This window comes from Rhodanobacter lindaniclasticus (assembly GCF_004799035.1).
Taxonomy (GTDB): domain Bacteria; phylum Pseudomonadota; class Gammaproteobacteria; order Xanthomonadales; family Rhodanobacteraceae; genus Rhodanobacter; species Rhodanobacter lindaniclasticus.
Genome location: NZ_MWIO01000015.1, coordinates 29,599 through 45,833 on the forward strand (window position 1 = coordinate 29,599; position 16,235 = coordinate 45,833).

At 70.9% G+C, this 16,235-nt stretch carries 6 protein-coding genes and 1 pseudogene; 2 read left to right on the forward strand and 5 right to left on the reverse strand.

Going from position 1 to position 16,235, the window contains the following annotated elements:
• Positions 1-103: 103 nt before the first annotated feature.
• The 3 genes from pbpC to B1991_RS05485 all read right to left on the reverse strand — a co-directional run bounded on the left by pbpC (position 104) and on the right by B1991_RS05485 (position 8,527).
• Positions 104-2,482: a penicillin-binding protein 1C gene (gene pbpC / locus B1991_RS05475; RefSeq protein WP_136257710.1), complete on the reverse strand. Its 2,379-nt coding sequence runs from the start codon at positions 2,480-2,482 to the stop codon at positions 104-106.
• A 165-nt stretch (positions 2,483-2,647) separates the two neighbouring features.
• Positions 2,648-7,633: an alpha-2-macroglobulin family protein gene (locus tag B1991_RS05480; protein WP_136257711.1), complete on the reverse strand. Its 4,986-nt coding sequence runs from the start codon at positions 7,631-7,633 to the stop codon at positions 2,648-2,650.
• 84 nt (positions 7,634-7,717) lie between these two features.
• On the reverse strand, positions 7,718-8,527 hold the full coding sequence (locus B1991_RS05485; protein ID WP_136257732.1) for an alpha/beta hydrolase: 810 nt from the start codon (positions 8,525-8,527) through the stop codon (positions 7,718-7,720).
• A 239-nt stretch (positions 8,528-8,766) separates the two neighbouring features.
• Between B1991_RS05485 and B1991_RS05490 the strand changes: the two genes are divergently transcribed.
• Positions 8,767-13,482, forward strand: coding sequence for a DEAD/DEAH box helicase (locus B1991_RS05490; protein ID WP_136257712.1), 4,716 nt, complete (start codon positions 8,767-8,769; stop codon positions 13,480-13,482).
• The gene (locus B1991_RS18605; protein ID WP_168709587.1) at positions 13,482-13,640 is read left to right on the forward strand and encodes a hypothetical protein; all 159 of its coding nucleotides are present in this window, start codon (positions 13,482-13,484) and stop codon (positions 13,638-13,640) included. Before B1991_RS05490 ends, B1991_RS18605 begins: the two co-directional genes overlap by 1 nt.
• 89 nt (positions 13,641-13,729) lie before the next feature.
• Here the strand turns inward: B1991_RS18605 and B1991_RS05495 are convergent.
• Positions 13,730-13,858: pseudogene (locus B1991_RS05495) on the reverse strand (DUF5009 domain-containing protein); the annotation flags it as partial.
• A gap of 59 nt (positions 13,859-13,917) precedes the next feature.
• Entirely contained in the window at positions 13,918-16,230 is a 2,313-nt protein-coding gene (locus tag B1991_RS05500; RefSeq protein ID WP_136257713.1) for a beta-N-acetylhexosaminidase, read from the reverse strand.
• Between the last annotated feature and the right edge of the window lie 5 nt (positions 16,231-16,235).

Consider the following 16,235-nt stretch of genomic DNA (forward strand, 5'->3'; position numbering starts at 1 on the left):
GAAAGCGGTGACACGACGCGCGGCTGCCATTCTGGCGCGCAATTCGCCCGGTCGTGCCGCTCGTTGACCACGCCGGCGGCGCGAGGTTCAAGCGGGTGCGGTTTCAGTTCGCCACATGGAAGCGCACGGCGCTGAAGGCGCCGTCGCCGGTCAGCGCGGTGACGGTGTGCGGGCCGGCCCGGTGCAGCGCGATGGTTTGTGCGGCGGCGCCCACGCTGCTGCCTTGCAGGCGGCCGTCGAGCAGCCATTGCACTTCGCCGTCGGCGCCGAGCGCGCGCAGGGTCACGCGCAGCGGCTGGTCGCTGTTCGGCGCGCGGCGCAGGGTGACGCCGCTGGCCAGGCCGGCGATGCGGATCGGCGTGGCGCGGTCCAGCGAATCGGCGGCGCAACCGGGGGCGAGCGGCGGCAGCGCGGCGGCGGCGCGGTCGTCGACGCCGAGCCACGGCGTGGCCAGCGCGGGCCAGCGCGCGAGCTGGATCGTGCGTTCGTGCGCGGCGTGGCAGGCGCCGCTGAGGCGCTGGCCTTTCGCGTCGACGCGCAGGCTGAGCAGGCCGGCGGACCACGCGCCGAGGTCGCGCTCGGCGAAGGTGGGCGGCAGCGCGTCGTCGAGCACCCATGCACTGCGCCGCTGGCGGCACAGGCTGGCCGGGGTGTTTTCGAACGCGCCGCCCAGCGGCCAGCAGATGTCGCGGCGGCTGACGCTGGCCGGCTGCGCGCGGGCGTGGCCGCCGCGCGAGGGCAGCATGTCGACGATCTGGAACAGCAGCGGCAGCGCGGTCACCGCACCGTACTGGCCGGGCGAGGGCGTGCCGTCGGGGCGGCCGATCCACACGCCGACGGTCCAGCGGTCGGTGACGCCGATCGACCAGGCGTCGCGGTAGCCGTAGCTGGTGCCGGTCTTCCAGGCCACCGTGGCATGCCGGTTGATCGCGCCGGCGAGCGGGCCGCCTTCGACGTCGGCCGGGTTGCTGGCCAGGATGTCGCGGATGATCCACGCCGCGCCGCTCGACAGCAGCCGGCGCGGGCGCGCCGGTTGTTCCGTCGTGTAGCGCGGCGTGCCGGCAATGCCGTCGTTGGCGAACGCGGTGTACGCGCCGACCAGGTTCTCCAGCCGGGTGGCGGTGCCGCCCAGGACGATCGACAGGTTCGGCTGCGCGCCCGCGGGCAGACCCAGGTCCAGGCCGCCATTCGCCAGCCGCGCCATGAAGCGCGCCGGACCGACGCGATCCAGCACGTCCACCGCCGGCACGTTGAGCGAACGCTGCAGGGCTTCGGCGGCGCTGACCGGCCCTGAAAACGCCTCGTCGAAATTGCCCGGCTTGTAGCCGCCGAAATCCTGCGGCGCGTCGACCAGCAGGCTTTGCGAGGTGATCAGGCCGTCGTCCAGCGCCAGGCCGTACAGGAACGGCTTGAGCGTGGAGCCGGGCGAGCGCGGCGCGGCCACCATGTCGATGTAGCCGTGCCGCTGCGGGTTGGCGAAGTCGCTGGTGCCGACGTAGATGCGCGCCTCCAGCGTGGCGTTGTCGACCACCAGCAAGGCGGCCGAGGTGTGCGACGGCAGTCGCGACAGATACGTGCTGACCCGATCCTCGGCGGCGCGCTGCAGGTTGGCGTCGATGGTGCTGGTGATGCGCCGCGCCCGCGGCTGTTCGCGATGCAGCCGCTCGGCCAGCAGCGCGGCGGACAGCGGCGCACGCAGCGAGCGCGCCACCACCGGCTCGATCGCCGCATCGCGCACTTCGGCGGCGCTCCACACGCCGAGGTCGCGCATGCGGCGCAGTACCTTGTCGCGCGCGGCGCGCGCCGCCTGCGGGTGGCGATCCGGGCGCAGCCGGCTGGGCGATTGCGGCAGCACCGCCAGCAGCGCCGCCTCGGCGTGCGACAGCCGCGTCGCCGGCTTGCCCAGGTACGCCCACGACGCCGCCTCGACGCCCTCGATCGGGCCACCGAACGGCGCGTGGTTGAGGTACAGGTCGAGGATCTGCGCCTTTGACAGATGCGCCTCCAGCTGCAGCGCGCGGAAGATCTGCACCAGCTTGCCGCGGAAGGTATGCGGGATCGGTTCGATGATGCGCGCCACCTGCATGGTCAGCGTGGAACCGCCGGAGACGATGTGCCCGTGCGCGATGCCGCCGGCGAGGCCGCGCAGCAGCGCGTACGGATTGACGCCGGGGTGGCGGTAGAACCAGCGGTCCTCGTAGGTGAGCAGCGCCTTCAGGTACAGCGGCGAGACCTTGCTCGCGGTGGTCGGGTAACGCCACACGCCGTCGCTGTCGGCGAACGCGCGCAGCGGCGTGCCGTCGCGCGCGAGCACCACGGTGCTGCCGGTGTCGGGGGCGGGGAGGTGCAGCGGGAACAGATGGTCGAGGACGAAGGCGGCGAGCAGCAGCACGCCGACAGTGATGAGCACCGCACGCAGCCAGCGGCACGCGCGCGAGCGGCGTGTGGAAGCGAGCGGCGTGGCGGCTGGAATCGCAGTCATGATGCGGTGCAGGCTGCCTGGCTCCCTCCCCTGCACAGCAGGGGAGGGCTGGGGTGGGGTGCTCTTTGTCATACCCAAGCGAAAGTCAAAAGCCTTACCCCCTCACCTGAAGGACTCCCTTCGGTCGCCAGCCTCCCCCTGCGAGCAGGGGGAGGAGCAGGAGCATCACGGCTCGACCACGCTGATCTTCACCGGCTCGGCCTTGCCGATGCCGCGCACGGCGGGGCGATACATGTCCTCCACCAGCGACGGCGGCACGGTGTAGCTGCCGGGCGTCACCGCGCGCACCAGGTAGAACACGCGGGACTTGTCGCCGCGGCGCAGATTCAGCGCAGCGGCGTAGCGGTCGTCGCGATATTCCTCGTGCACGGTTTCCGCCGCCGCCGCGTGCTGGTCCAGGTCGATGCCGTCGATCACCACGCCGGACCATTGCTGCGCACCGCCGAGGTTGAGGTTCTCCACTTCCAGCCCGCCGGGCAGCAGGTCGGTGACCAGCGCGTCGGGCACGTCCATGCGTGCCTCGATGGTCAGCTCGACGATCAGCGTGTCGCCTTCCTTCAATTGATTGCCCATCCACGGCTTGCCGTCGGTGGTGAACCAGCTGCGGCGCACGTCGATCTGGCTGTCGTCGGCGGCGGGCGCCTTTTGCGGAATTCCGGCGACGTCGAGCGTGGCGAAGATCGCCGCGTCGCTGGTCGGCTGCACGCTGACGCCGGCCGCGAGGTCGGCGGCGGTGAGTTCGCGGCTCCACACGCGGCTGTCCGGCGCAGTCTCGAGCTTGCCGGCCACGCTCATGGTGGCGGCCAGCGGCGCGTTGCTCTTCGCGTCGAACGCCGCCGCCACGCGGGCGATCGCCGCCTGCTCCTGCGTGCTCAGGTACGACCACGACCAGCGGTAGTTCCTGTCCTGCTGCTGGCGCACGCGCACGTTGGCGGTGGCGTTGCGTGCCCAGTCGACCAGCTTGGCGTCGTAGGCCGGCTTGCTCATGCCGTAGGTATGCGTGAGCGCGACCATCAGGGCCAGGTCGCGCAGCTCCGAGCCGTAGTCGCCGACATACCACGGGCGCTCCTTGCTCCACGCAAACGCCTCGTCGATCGCCTTCTGCGCGCGCTCGTTGTCGCCCATCAGCTTGAACGCGATGCCGAAGTGCACCAGCGGCAGCGGCGCCACCAGCTTCTGCCGCTCGTTGTCGAAGATCGCGCGCAGCGTACCCAGCGGCGCGCGGTTGACGCGGGCCAGCACGAAGCCGGAGTAGGCCTCGTCGGCGAGGCGCAGATGGTCGTGGTGTTCGTAGCTGTAGTACGGATGGCCGCCGGCGAGCAGGTCGTCGTTGAGCCGCTGCAGCGCTTTCTGCAGCACGTCCTGCGGCACGGCGAAGCCGGCGTCGCGCGCGTCCAGCATGAAATCGACCACGTACGGCGTGGTGAAGGTGACGATCGGGCTGGAGCCGCCCCAGAAGCTGAAGTGGCCGTTGCTGGCCTGGAACGAGGCGATCCGCGACAGCGCGCCGTCCACCGCGGCCTGGCGCACGGCGTCGCTCATTTGCTGCGCGCCCAGCGCCTTGGCCGTCTGGCCGTCCAGAATCAGCGCGGCGTAGCCCTTGCTGGTGGTCTGCTCGATGCAGCCGTACGGGTAGCGCAGCATGTAGCGCAGCGCGGCGGCGTACGGCAGCGGCGGCAAGGTGCTCAGGGTGAGCCGCGCCTTTACCGTGGCCGGCAGCAGGCCGGCGATCGCGGCGGCGCCGAAGTGCTCGCCCTTGCCCGCCTCCAGCGCCAGCGGCGTGGTGCTCACCGTTTCCGGCCAGGCCGGGCGCACGGCGAATTCGAAGTGGCGATCGACCTGGTAGTCATTCAACTCGGCGTGGATGTCGACCGTCGCCACCGCCGCACCGGCCTGTGCCGTCACCGGCATCTGCAGCGTGGTGCCGGCGCCGTCCTTCAACGCCACGCTTTGCGTGGCCTTGTCCACCGTGATCAGGCCGCCGCCCTTGACGCTGACCTTGGCGGTGCCGTCCTTGCCCGACAGGTTCTTCAGGTCGAGGCTGATCATCGCCTGGTCGCCGGCGGCCATCACCCGCGGCGTGCTCGGCTCGACCACCAGCGGCGCACGCACGGTGACGTTGCCGTCGGCGTTGCCGTAGCGGCTGTCGGTGTAGGCCAGCGCGGCCAGGCGCAAGCTGCCGTTGAAGTCGGGCACGTCCACGCGCAGCGTGGCCCTGCCCTGCGCGTCGAACGCGACCGGGCCGGCGAACAGGTCGACGATCTGCACCTTGGGATTGAGCCGGGTGGCCTTGGGCAGCGCGCCCGCGCTCATGTCGCCGCCGTAGCGCAGCCGGGCCTCGGCACCGTCCATCGCCTCGATGAGGCGGCTGTACAGGTCGTAGGCGTCCACGCCGAGCGCGCGCTTGGCGAACAGCCACGCCCACGCGTCGGGCACCGCATAGTCGGTGATGTTGAGCACGCCCTGGTCGACCGCCGACAGCGTGACGAAGGCCTGCTGCCCGGCCAGCCCGCTGGCCTGCACGCCCACCTCGAGCGGATTGCCCGGGCGCATCAGCGCGGGCGCGTCGAGCTTGAGCGGAATGCGCCGCTCGTTGCGGTCCATCGCCACGTACTCCACGCCCATCGCGCGCGCCGGCGTGGTGTGTTCGGCAGCCTCGCCGCCGCGGAACACCAGCGCGGTCACGTAGACGTCGTGACGCTCCCACTCCTTGGTCACCGGGATCTCGAACACGGCGCCGGCCTTGGCCTCGATGTTCTTCGTGTAGAGCAGATGATCCGACTCCACCAGCAGCACGCCGGGGCCGTCGTGCGGCGGCGTCACGGTGACCTTCATGCTGTCACCGGCACGGTAGCGCGCCTTGTCCAGCTGCAGCTTGACCTTGTCCGGGCGCGCTTCCTTGCCCAGGTTCTCGTCGTCCCAGCTGTAGCCGGCGAAGAACGGGAACACCGTGGTGAGCTTGGTCGCCGGGTCGTACACCTCGACGCGGTAGCTGCCCCACTGCACCGGGAACTCGACGTGGGCGGCCTTGCCGGCGGCGACGTCGATGTCCTTCTCGTCGATCAGCTGCAGGCGCTGGTTCGCGTCGGATTGCCAGCCGCCGCTGCGCTCGTACAGCCAGTAGAAGTCGCGCAGCTCGCGCTGCAGGCGCACCTTGAGGTGGCTGCCGGCGACCAGCGCGCCGTCGACGTTCGCGCGCACGATCTCGAAGCCGGCCGGCGCCTCGCTCTCGGCGCCCTGCTTCGGGTCGAACAGCGGGCGCACGCCGACCAGCGCCTCGGCCGGCCAGTAGGTGCGCTTGAGCAGGCGCGTCACCGCGCGGCCGCCGCTTTCGTAGACGCTGCCGGACAGGGTCACCGCCAGCGGCGCGACCGGCTTGACGTCGTCGGGCAGCGCCACCTCCTGCTCCAGCACGCCTTGCGCGTCTAGCTTGGCGTCGACCACGTCGTCGGCGCTCTTGGGCAGCTCCACCAGCGGGTTGCCGAACCAGGTGTCCTTCATCTGTTCCAGCGGATGCACCTCCGGTGCCACCAGCAGCTTCGCGGTGAAGCGGTTGCCGTCGGCGGGCGCGCCGTACAGGTAGCTGGAGGCGACCTTCAGCCGCAGCGGCTCGTCCGGCGCCAGCCGCACTTGCGGGCTGGACAGCTCCACTTTCAGCCGCTCCGGCAGGAACTCCTCGACGTGGAACGGGAACGCCTGCACGGTGTCCTTGCTCGCCGGGTCGAGGCGGAACTCCAGTTGCCACAGGCCGGTCGGCGCATCGGCCGGGATCGCCTGGCTCAGCTCGAAGTAGTTCAGCTGCTGCGGCTCCAGCCGCTGCTCGGCGAGCACGCGCCCGTCCGGCTGCTTCACCCGCACGAACAGCGACTGCGGCTTCATCGGCTTGCCGTCGTAGTCGCGCAGCAGCGCCGACGCGCGCAGCGTCTCGCCGGGCCGGTACAGGTCGCGGCCGGACCAGGCGTACACCTCGAACGGCGCCTGCTTGCGGCCGCTGATGTCGAAGTTGGACACGTCCAGCGCCGGCCGGTTGAACGGCAGCACCGAGACGTCCTTGCCGTGGCGCGCCACCAGCACGTCGGACGCCTTGATCTTGTACGCGAGCAGCGCGTTGCCCTCGGCGCCGGTGGTGGCCTTGAGCTTGCTGCGCCCGGCCTCGTCGCGGATCTCGATGTCGACGCCGTTCACCGGCGTGCCGTCGCGCAGCGAGGCCACGTGCAGCAGCACGTTGTCGCGGTACACGCGCAGGTGCAGGCCGAGATCGCTGACGAAGAAGGTGGCGGTGTCGTAGCCGTCCTTGAAGGTGCCGCCGGCCTTGACCACGGCCATGTACACGCCGGGCTGGGCCAGTTCCTTGATGTTCTGCACCGGCAGGTAGGTCACCGTGCGCTCGTTCGGTTCGCCGCCCAGGGTGTAGTGGTTGGCGTAGACCGACTCGCCGAGCTCGGTGATCGGCATGCGGCTGCGGCGATCGTCGCCTTCGCCGCAGGTGTTGTAGTAGGCGACGTCGTGGTCGAGCTCGTAGCTGTCGCGATGGCCGTTGCGCGGATAGCTGCAGAACAGGTCCGACAGTGCGTCCTCGCGCACGCGGAAGAACTCCACGTCGGCGTCGTGCACGTTCATCGACACCAGCGGCAGGCCGCGCGTGCCGCGCGCCGGCAGCACGCTGCCGTGCGAGGCGAAGCCGACCGCCGCGGGCAGGTTGCCCGAATACACCTCGCGCTTCTGGTCATGGCCCAGGGTGCGGCCGTTGGCCGCCAACAGGCCGGCCTTGAGCGTCACCGCGTAACGCGTGTTCGCCTGCACGAAGGGAAAGCTCAGCATCTTGCCGTCGTCGCCGAGGCTCCAGCTGCCGCTGACCACTTCGCCGTTCGGGCCATTCACCGCCAGCAGCGCATCGAAACCCTGCGCGGCGGCCAGCGGAGCATTGAAGCGCAGGGTCAGCGCAGTGCGCGAATCGCTGCTGCGGGAACTGGCCGAGACCAGCGCGAAGGTGGTCGCGGCCGGTGCCGGCGCCGCCGAGGCGGCCGTGCCCGGCGCACCCTGCAGCGCCGGCGGATGGCCGTCATGGCCGCGCCCGCAGGCGACCAGCAACACGCTCAGCAACAGGGCCGGCAAGATGCGCGGAAAGCGCGCCAACGATCGTGCGTACATGGTGGTCTCTCCCTGAGATTGGATCGAAGTATCGCCGGCATTCATGGCGGACCGATGGCACGGATCGGGCACATGCGTTTTTTCTCAACGAGGCAGCTGCCGCCCCAGCCAATCGCCCAGCTGCATCAGCACCTGGCCGCGGCCCGGTTCGGTTTCGTTGAACAGCTCGTGGTACAGCGAGGCGAAGAAACGCGTGGTCAGTTGCCCGCTCGACGTCGCGGCCTTGGCGAAGGCGCGGCTGCCGGCGGGGTCGACCAGCTCGTCGCTTTCGGCCACCAGCAGCAGGGTGGGCACGGCAAGTTCGCCTGCGTCGGCGATGCAGGCGGCGCCCTCGCGGAAGATGAAATCGGCCAGTCGCGGAGTGATCCAGCCGTGGCGCAGCGGGTCGGCCTTGTAATCGGCAGCGACCTGCGGGTCATGCGAAAGCCGGCTGGCGTCGAGCCCGCTGCGCAGCGGCAGGTTCGGCAGCAACCGCGCGAGGACGCCGGCCAGCCGGACCATCCGCGGCGACTCCCAACTGCGCAGCGCCGGCGAGGACAGCACCAGCGCCGGCGGCGCCAGCGCCCCGTCCAGCACGGCGCGCACGGCCACCAGGCCGCCCATGCTGTGGCCGAGCAGCAACGGCTGGTGCGGCGTGGCCCGCGCGTATTCCTGATAGACCGCCGCCAGATCCGCCAGCAGGTCGTCGCGGTGGCGCAGCGCGCCGCGCCGGCCGGGCGACTGCCCGTGACCGCGCTGGTCGTAGCCGCGCACCGCATAGCCACGCTGGTTGAACCACGCGGCGAGGCGATCGTACCGGCCGCTGTGCTCGCCCAGGCCGTGCACCAGCAGCACGGCGCCGCGCGCGTCATGTCGCGGCCAGTCGCGCAACAGCAGGCGCTGACCATCGGCCATGGTCTGCCAGCGGATCACACCGACCGTTTCATCACCCGCATCCGATGACGCTTGCTGCACTGCGCTCTCCTGTTCGACCGCGCTCATGCGGCTCCCGCGCCATGTTCCGATCGAACGTGAATACTGACATGCCGATGCCGGCCTTGCACCGCCGCACGCCGGTTGCAGCCGGCGCCGCAGGTCCCATATATGATCGGGTGTCCCACTCCCCGCCGCCGCCCGGATCGGCGCCGATGCGCATGGACTCCCGAGCCCTCGAAGCCTTCCATCCCGCGGTCGCCGCCTGGTTTCGCCGCAGCTTCGCCGCGCCCACCGCGGCGCAGGCGGCGGCGTGGCCGTCGATCCGCGCCGGCCAGCACACCCTGGTCGCCGCGCCGACCGGCTCGGGCAAGACGCTGACCGCCTTCCTCGCCGCCATCGACGAACTGGTGCGCGAGGGCGTGGCGCACGGCGGCACGCTGGCCGACGCCGCCACGGTGCTTTACGTGTCGCCGCTGAAGGCGCTGTCGAACGACATCCACGTCAACCTGGAAGCACCGCTGGAAGGCATCCGCGCCGAACTGGAGAAACTCGGCCTGCCCGACGTGGCGATCCGCACCGCGGTGCGCACCGGCGACACCCCGCAGGTCGAGCGCAACGCGCTGCGCAAGCGGCCGCCGCACATCCTGGTGACCACGCCCGAATCGCTGTACGTGCTGCTGGGCTCGGCCTCGGGGCGTTCCATGCTGGCGAGCGTGCGCACGGTGATCGTCGACGAGATCCACGCCATCGCCGGCAGCAAGCGCGGCTCGCACCTGGCGCTGTCGCTGGAGCGGCTGGAGTCGCTGTGCCAGCGGCGGTTGCTGCGGATCGGCTTGTCGGCGACGCAGAAGCCCATAGAAAAGATCGCCGACTTTCTGGTCGGCTCAACATCTCCCTCTCCCCTGCGGGGAGAGGGCCGGGGTGAGGGGGTGGGGTCGCGAAAGAGCAATAACAAAGCGGCTAGCGGTTGTGACATCGCTGCGAGCACCCGCCCCTCATCCGACCCTTCGGGCCACCTTCTCCCCAAGGGGGAGAAGGAAGATCCGTGCACCATCATAAATACAGGCCACACCCGCCCCCGCGACCTCGCCATCGAAGTGCCGCCCGTCCCGCTGGAAGCGGTGATGTCGAACGACGGCTGGGAGCTTGTCTACAACCGCCTCGCGCAACTGGTCGAGGCGCATCGCACCACCCTGGTCTTCGTCAACACGCGGCGCATGGCCGAGCGCGCCGCGCGGCATCTGTCCGAGCGGCTGGGCAAGGAACACGTGGCCGCGCACCACGGCAGCCTGGCCAAGGAGCTGCGGCTGGATGCCGAGCAGCGGTTGAAGCGCGGCGAATTGAAGGTGCTGGTGGCGACCGCCTCGCTGGAGCTGGGCATCGACATCGGCGAGGTCGACCTGGTCTGCCAGCTCGGTTCGCCGCGCTCGATCGCCGCGTTCCTGCAGCGCGCCGGACGTTCCGGCCACAGCATCGACGGCACGCCGAAGGCGCGGCTGTTCCCGGCCACCCGCGATGACCTGGTCGAATGCACCGCCCTGCTCGACTGCGTGCGCCGCGGCGAGCTGGACGCGTTGGTGGTGCCGCCGCAGCCGCTGGACGTGCTGGCCCAGCAGATCGTCGCCGAGGTCGCCTGCGCCGAGTGGGACGAGGACGCGCTGTACGCGCTGGTGCGCCGCGCGTATCCGTATCGCGAGCTGTCGCGCGCGGATTTCGACGCCGTGGTGCGCATGCTGGCCGAGGGCTTCACCACCCGCCAGGGCCCGCGCGCGGCCTACATTCACCGCGACGCAGTGAACCGCCAGCTGCGTCCGCGGCGCAGCGCGCGGCTCACCGCGCTGACCTCCGGCGGCACCATTCCGGAGACCGCCGACTACAAGGTGGTGCTGGAACCGCAGGCGATCATCGTGGGTACGGTGAACGAGGATTTCGCGGTCGAGAGCATGGCCGGCGACATCTTCCAGCTCGGCAACGCCAGCTATCGCATCCAGCGCGTCGAGCGCGACCGCCTGCGGGTGGAGGACGCGCATGGCGCGCCGCCGAGCATTCCGTTCTGGCTGGGCGAGGCGCCCGGGCGCAGCGACGAGCTGTCGTTCGGCGTGTCGCGGCTGCGCGAGGAAATCTCCGCTCTGCTTGAGCCCCTCTCCCTCCGACGACCGTCAGGGAGTCCCCTTGCGGGTGAGAGGGGTCGGGGTGAGGGTACGGGCGAAGCCTTGAACTCTATCGCTCCGACCGTACCCTCACCCCCAACCCCTCTCCCAGAGGGAGAGGGGAGCAACGCGCGCGCCCTCGCCTGGCTGCGCGACGAACTCGGCCTCCCCGACGCCGCCGCCCAACAGCTGGTCGACTACCTCGCCCGCGCGAAAGCCGCGCTCGGCGTCCTTCCCAGCCAGCACACCCTGGTGCTGGAGCGCTTCTTCGACGAATCCGGCGGCACCCAGCTGGTGATCCACACGCCGTGGGGCAGCCGCATCAATCGCGCCTGGGGGCTGGCGCTGCGCAAGCGCTTCTGCCGCCAGTTCAACTTCGAGCTGCAGGCGGCGGCGACCGAGGACGCGATCGTGCTGTCGCTGTCGACCAGCCACAGCTTTCCATTGGAGGAGGTGGCGCATTACCTGCACTCGAACACCGCCGAGCACGTGCTGGTGCAGGCCCTGCTCGACGCGCCGCTGTTCCCCGCGCGCTGGCGCTGGAATGCGGTGACCGCGCTGGCGCTGCCGCGCTTTACCGGCGGCAAGAAGACCCCGCCGCCACTGCAGCGCATGAAGAGCGAGGACCTGCTCGCCGCGGTGTTCCCCGACCAGGTCGCCTGCCTGGAAAACATCGTGGGCGAGCGCGAGGTGCCGGATCACCCGCTGGTCAACCAGACCATGCACGACTGCCTGCGCGAGGCGATGGACGTGGACGGGCTGCTGCGGATCCTGCGTCAGCTCGAAGCCGGCGAGATCGCCATCGTCGCCCGCGACCTCACCGCGCCCAGCCCGCTCGCTGCCGAAGTGTTGAACGCGGCACCGTATGCCTTTCTCGACGACGCGCCGCTGGAGGAGCGCCGCACCCAGGCCGTGCAGACACGCCGCTGGAACGCCGACAACGCCGACGATCTGGGCCGGCTCGATCCCGACGCGATCGCCGCCGTGCGCGAGGAAGCCTGGCCACAGGTGCGCGATGCGGACGAAATGCACGAGGCGCTGACCTTGCTGGGTTTCGTCACCGTCACCGAGGTCGAGGCCAACACCGGCTGGGCCGAACGATTGCAGGCGCTCGCCACGGCTAGGCGCGCGACGCGCCTCACCAGCGTGTGGACCACCGCGGAACAGTTGCCGCTGTGGCTGGCGCTGCATCCGGCGGCCAGCATGCAACCGCCGATCGTCGCGCCTGTCGAATATGCCGCGCAGGCGTGGCCGCGCGAGGACGCGCTGCTGGAACTGGTGCGTCACCGTCTCGGCGGGCTTGGCCCGGTCACCGTGCGCGAGTTGGCGCAGTCGATTAACGTCGACGCGGGCGAGGTCGAGCAGGCGTTGCTGCGGCTGCAGTCCGAAGGCTACGTGATGCAGGGCCGCTTCACCGCCGATGCCAGCGACACCGAATGGTGCGAGCGGCACCTGCTGGCGCGCATCCACCGCTACACCATCGGCCGGCTGCGGCGGGAGATCGAGCCGGTCAGCCGGCGCGCGCTGATGCGCTTCCTGTTCGACTGGCAGCACGTGTCGGCGGCCACCCGCTCGAACGGACCGGACGCGCTGGTCGCCACGCTGGCGCAGCTGGAAGGTTACGAGGCCGCGGCCGGCGCGTGGGAAGCGGAGATCCTGCCGGCGCGCGTGGTCGATTACTCGACCAGCTGGCTGGACGAGCTGTGCCGTTCCGGCCGCATCGCCTGGAGCCGCCTGCGCACCGGCAGCGGCGGTGGCGGCGGGCCGGTGCGCAGTACGCCGATCGTGCTGTTGCCACGACGTGAGATGGCCGTCTGGACGGCCGTCGCCGCGGGCGATCCGCAGGAGATCCTGCTGTCCTCGCGCGCCCAGGCCGTGGCCGATGCGCTGCGCGAACATGGTGCGCTGTTCTTCGACGAGCTGCTGGCCGACACCCACCTGCTGCGCACCGAACTGGAAGACGCGCTGGGCGAACTGGTCGCCGCCGGCCGGGTCAGCGCCGACAGCTTCGCCGGCCTGCGCGCCCTGCTGCTGCCGGCGGCCAAGCGCGACGGCGGGCGGCACCGGCGGTTGCGCCGGCACCAGCTCAGCGGCATCGAGGATGCGGGGCGCTGGGCGCTGGCGCGGGGCGCCTCCCTTCTCCCCACCGGGGAGAAGGTGGCCCCGAAGGGGTCGGATGAGGGGCGGGTGCTCGCGGGAAAGTCAGATGTCGATTCGCGGGAAAGACAGCCCCTCACCTCAATCCTCTCCCCGGAGGGGAGAGGAAGCGAACGTGGCGCTTCGCGCCGGCTTGATTCGGATGAAGCAGAGCACGTTGCACGTGCTCTGCTTCGCCGCTACGGCGTGGTGTTCTGGAAGCTGCTGGAACGCGAGGCGCCATGGCTGCCGTCGTGGCGCGAACTGCTGCGCGTGTACCACCGACTGGAGGCGCGTGGCGAAATCCGCGGCGGCCGCTTCGTCGAAGGCCTGGTCGGCGAGCAGTTCGCCCTGCCCGAGGCGATCGCGCCGCTGCGCGCGATTCGCCAGCGCGCGGATGACGGCGAACTGCTCTGCGTCAGCGGCAGCGATCCGCTGAACCTGGTCGGCACCGTGCTGGTCGGCGACAAGGTGCCGGCGCTGGCCGGCTCGCGCGTGCTGTACCGCGACGGCATGCCGATCGCCGCGCTGGTCGGCGGCAAGCCGGCGGCGCTGACCGAGCTGTCCGCCGCCGAATGGCAACGTGCGCGTGCCGTCTTGCTGCGCCATCCGTCGGCGCCCGATGCCGCGGTACGACAGGCGTCCTGATGGGTTGCCTGCCGGTGCTGCTGCTGTTCCCGCTGGGCGCCGGCGCGGGCTACCTGCTCGGCGGCGAGGTCGGTGCGCTGTGGGGCGCCGGCCTCGGCGTGGTGCTCGGTCTGCTGCTCATGGGCCTGCTGATCCGGGCCATGCGCCAACGCAGGTAAGCGCGGCCCACCCTGGGCTCGATCCGGCGTCCGGGCCGCTACAGCTTGAGGTGGATGCCGCGCCGATCCATCGCCCACACCAGCAGCCACACCGACACGCCGACCACGAACGGGAAGAACGGGAAGATCGGGTCGGTCGGCGTGCAGCCGTGCCACGCCGCATGCTCCCGCGGCCAGTACACGTGGCCCCGGTCGCCCGGGTCGTTGACCGGCAACATCGCCGCCACCGTGCAGCCGCGCAGCGCGCCCAGCGAGCGCAGGTGCCCCGCAGGCGCGGTCACCGCTCCGCCGCTCCGAGGCTCACCTTCTCCAGCGCATACAGCGCGCCGTCGATCGGCGCGGTGTAGATCAGGCACAGGCCGTGCTCGCCGGTTCGCGCGGGCAGCTTCGCGTCGAGCTTGAAGCGGCGCGGGCTGCGTGCGGGATCGGGCAGCGGCATCGAGGCCAGCACCGGGCCGTCGCAACGATCGGCATGCACCACCAGTTCGCCGAACGGCGCGGCGTGCGGGCGCGACACCACCAGCTTCTGCTCGTGCGCCAGTGCGAAGTTGCGCGGCAGGCGCACGGCGTCGACGTGGATCGCCGTGACGCCGTCCATGCGCGTGTCGGGGAACCGCTGGCAACTGTCGAAGACGTTCACCGCGTAGACCGGCTGGGTACTCGCAGCGTCGGGCATGGGCTGTACGCGCAGGCGGAAGTCGCTGCCGGGGCAGTTGGGCAAGGTGTTGCCAGGCAGGCTGAGCAGCGCTGCGCGGCTGAGCACGCGCTGGCGCGGCGCGGCCAGCGCGCTGCCGTCGGCGGCGAAGCTGGCGGCGCGTACGGTCACCGGCAGGGTCACGTCGAACGGCGCCTCGTAGCGCGGCGAGACCGGCGTGGGCGCGCTGCCGTCGAGCGTGTAGCGGATCGCGCCGAAACCGGTCTGGCTGGCCAGCGTCACCGTGGCGCGGCCGGTGGCCAGCGCCACGTTGCGGTCGGTGGTGATGTCCACCGCGAAGGCGCTGTCGGCGTAGGGAATCTGCTGCACGCGGTAACGCGCCAGCTGTGCGGGCAGGCGGGCCAGGAAGCCGGGCCAGTCGCGGCGGGCGTCCGGCGACCAGGCGACTTCGGCCAGCGCATCCAGCCGCGGGAAGGCGGCATGTTCCACGTGGGCGAAGCTGGGCATGTGCTCGGTCCAGAAGTTGGCCTGCACGCCCAGCACGTGTTTCGCCTGGCGCGCGTCGAGCACGCCGGGAATGGCCTGGAAGCCGTACACGTCCTGCAGCGATTCCACGCCGAGACGGCCGGCGTATTCGTCGGCCAGCGCGCCCTGCACGTGGTCGAAATAGAGGTCCGGCGCGGGCGACATCACCACGTCATGGCCGAGCAGCGCCGCCTTGATGGCGCCGTCGATGCCGCGCCAGGACATCACGGTCGCGTCGGCAGGCAGCTTGTCGCCTTCGAGGATCTCGTCCCAGCCGATCAGCTTGCGCCCGTGCTGCTGCAGGTACTGGCCGATGCGGCCGATGAACCAGCCCTGCAAGGTGTTCTCGTCGCGGATGCCGAGCGCACGCATCTTCGCCTGCACCGCGGGCGACGCCTGCCATTGATCCTTGATCGCCTCGTCGCCGCCGACGTGGATATAGGTGGACGGGAACAGCGCCATCACCTCGTCCAGCACGTGGTCGATGAAGCTGAAGGTGGCATCGTCGACGTTGTACAGATACGGGTTCACGCCCCAGTCGACGGACACCCCGGGCCGCTTGCCGGTGACACCGAGCCGCGGGTACGAGGCCACCGCGGCCTGCGCGTGGCCGGGCATGTCCAGCTCCGGCACGATGGTGATGTGGCGCGCGGCGGCGTACGCCACCACGTCGCGGATCTCGTCCTGGGTGTAGAAACCGCCGTAGCGCTGCGGCTCGCCATCCTTGCCCGCACCCGGCGGCGCGCGCCAGGCGCCGATCCTGGTCAGCTCGGGAAAGCGCCTGATCTGGATGCGCCAGCCCTGGTCGTCGGTGAGATGCCAGTGCAGCACGTCGAGCTTGTGCTGGGCCATCTGGTCGAGCAGGGCCTTGACCTCGGCCACGCTCTGGAAATGCCGCACCGAATCGAGCATCACGCCGCGCCAGGCGAAGCGCGGCCAGTCGCGGATGGACAGCGCCGGCACGTCCACCGCGCCGCGCGTGGCATCGGGCGTGAGCAACTGGTACAGGGTGACCACGCCGTGGAACAGGCCGGCATCGTCGCGCGCGCGGACGCGGATGCCCTGGCCGTCGACATCGAGCGCGTAGCCGCCGGCCTGCGCCACCGGCGCGCGCGGATCGCGTTGCAGCACGATGGCGTGCGCCGCGCCGCCGCCAAGCTGCAGCGTCAGGCCGCGCGTGCGCGAGAGCAGGTCGACCAGGTAGTGCGCGGCCTGCGTGGTGGCCGGGTCATGGTCGGCCACCACGATGGCGGTGGCGGCATCGACACGGAAGCTGCCGTCGCCCGGCACAAGCTGCACGGGCAGCGGAATCAGCGAAGGCGGTGCGGCCGTCGCGCTTGCCGGCGGCAGCGGCAACAGCATGAGCAGCGCGAGCAGGCAATACAGGGTCGGCAAGCATCGACGAGTCATCCGCA